Origin of the sequence: Paraburkholderia sp. SIMBA_030 (genome assembly GCF_046535245.1) — a bacterium.
Lineage (GTDB): Bacteria > Pseudomonadota > Gammaproteobacteria > Burkholderiales > Burkholderiaceae > Paraburkholderia.
The window spans coordinates 1-326 of record NZ_JAWRXB010000209.1 but is presented as its reverse complement, the minus strand read 5'-3'; the positions used below and the strand labels follow the sequence as shown (position 1 = coordinate 326).

General features: G+C 61.0%; 1 protein-coding gene. It reads left to right on the top strand.

Translation table 11 applies throughout. The annotated features are described in order from the left end of the window. Window positions 1-17: 17 nt before the first annotated feature. On the top strand, window positions 18-326 hold a 309-nt coding region (locus SB772_RS39705), incomplete at its 3' end, for an immunoglobulin-like domain-containing protein (RefSeq protein WP_410838481.1).

Here is a 326-nt window from a genome sequence, read left to right as displayed (position 1 = left end):
CCGGCACCAACGATCCAGTGATCAAATCGATCGCCAGCGTCGACGGCGCTGATGTCGGCAAGTTCGAGAACCTGGTTCTGGACAAAACCCCAGTCAGCACCGCTGTCACCGACGAGCCGGGTACTCCAGGCAACGAAGGCGATCTGGTCAAAGTTACTATCACCGCTGACCAAGTCTCGGTTGCCGAGAACGTGAAGCCGACCTTCACCGTCCACATCAACACCGCGCTGGCGCACGACCTGGTCGTGACCCTGAGCAACAACGCCACCGTCACCATCAAGGCCGGCGAAACCAGCGCGCCGTACAGCCATGCTGCGCAAGGCGAC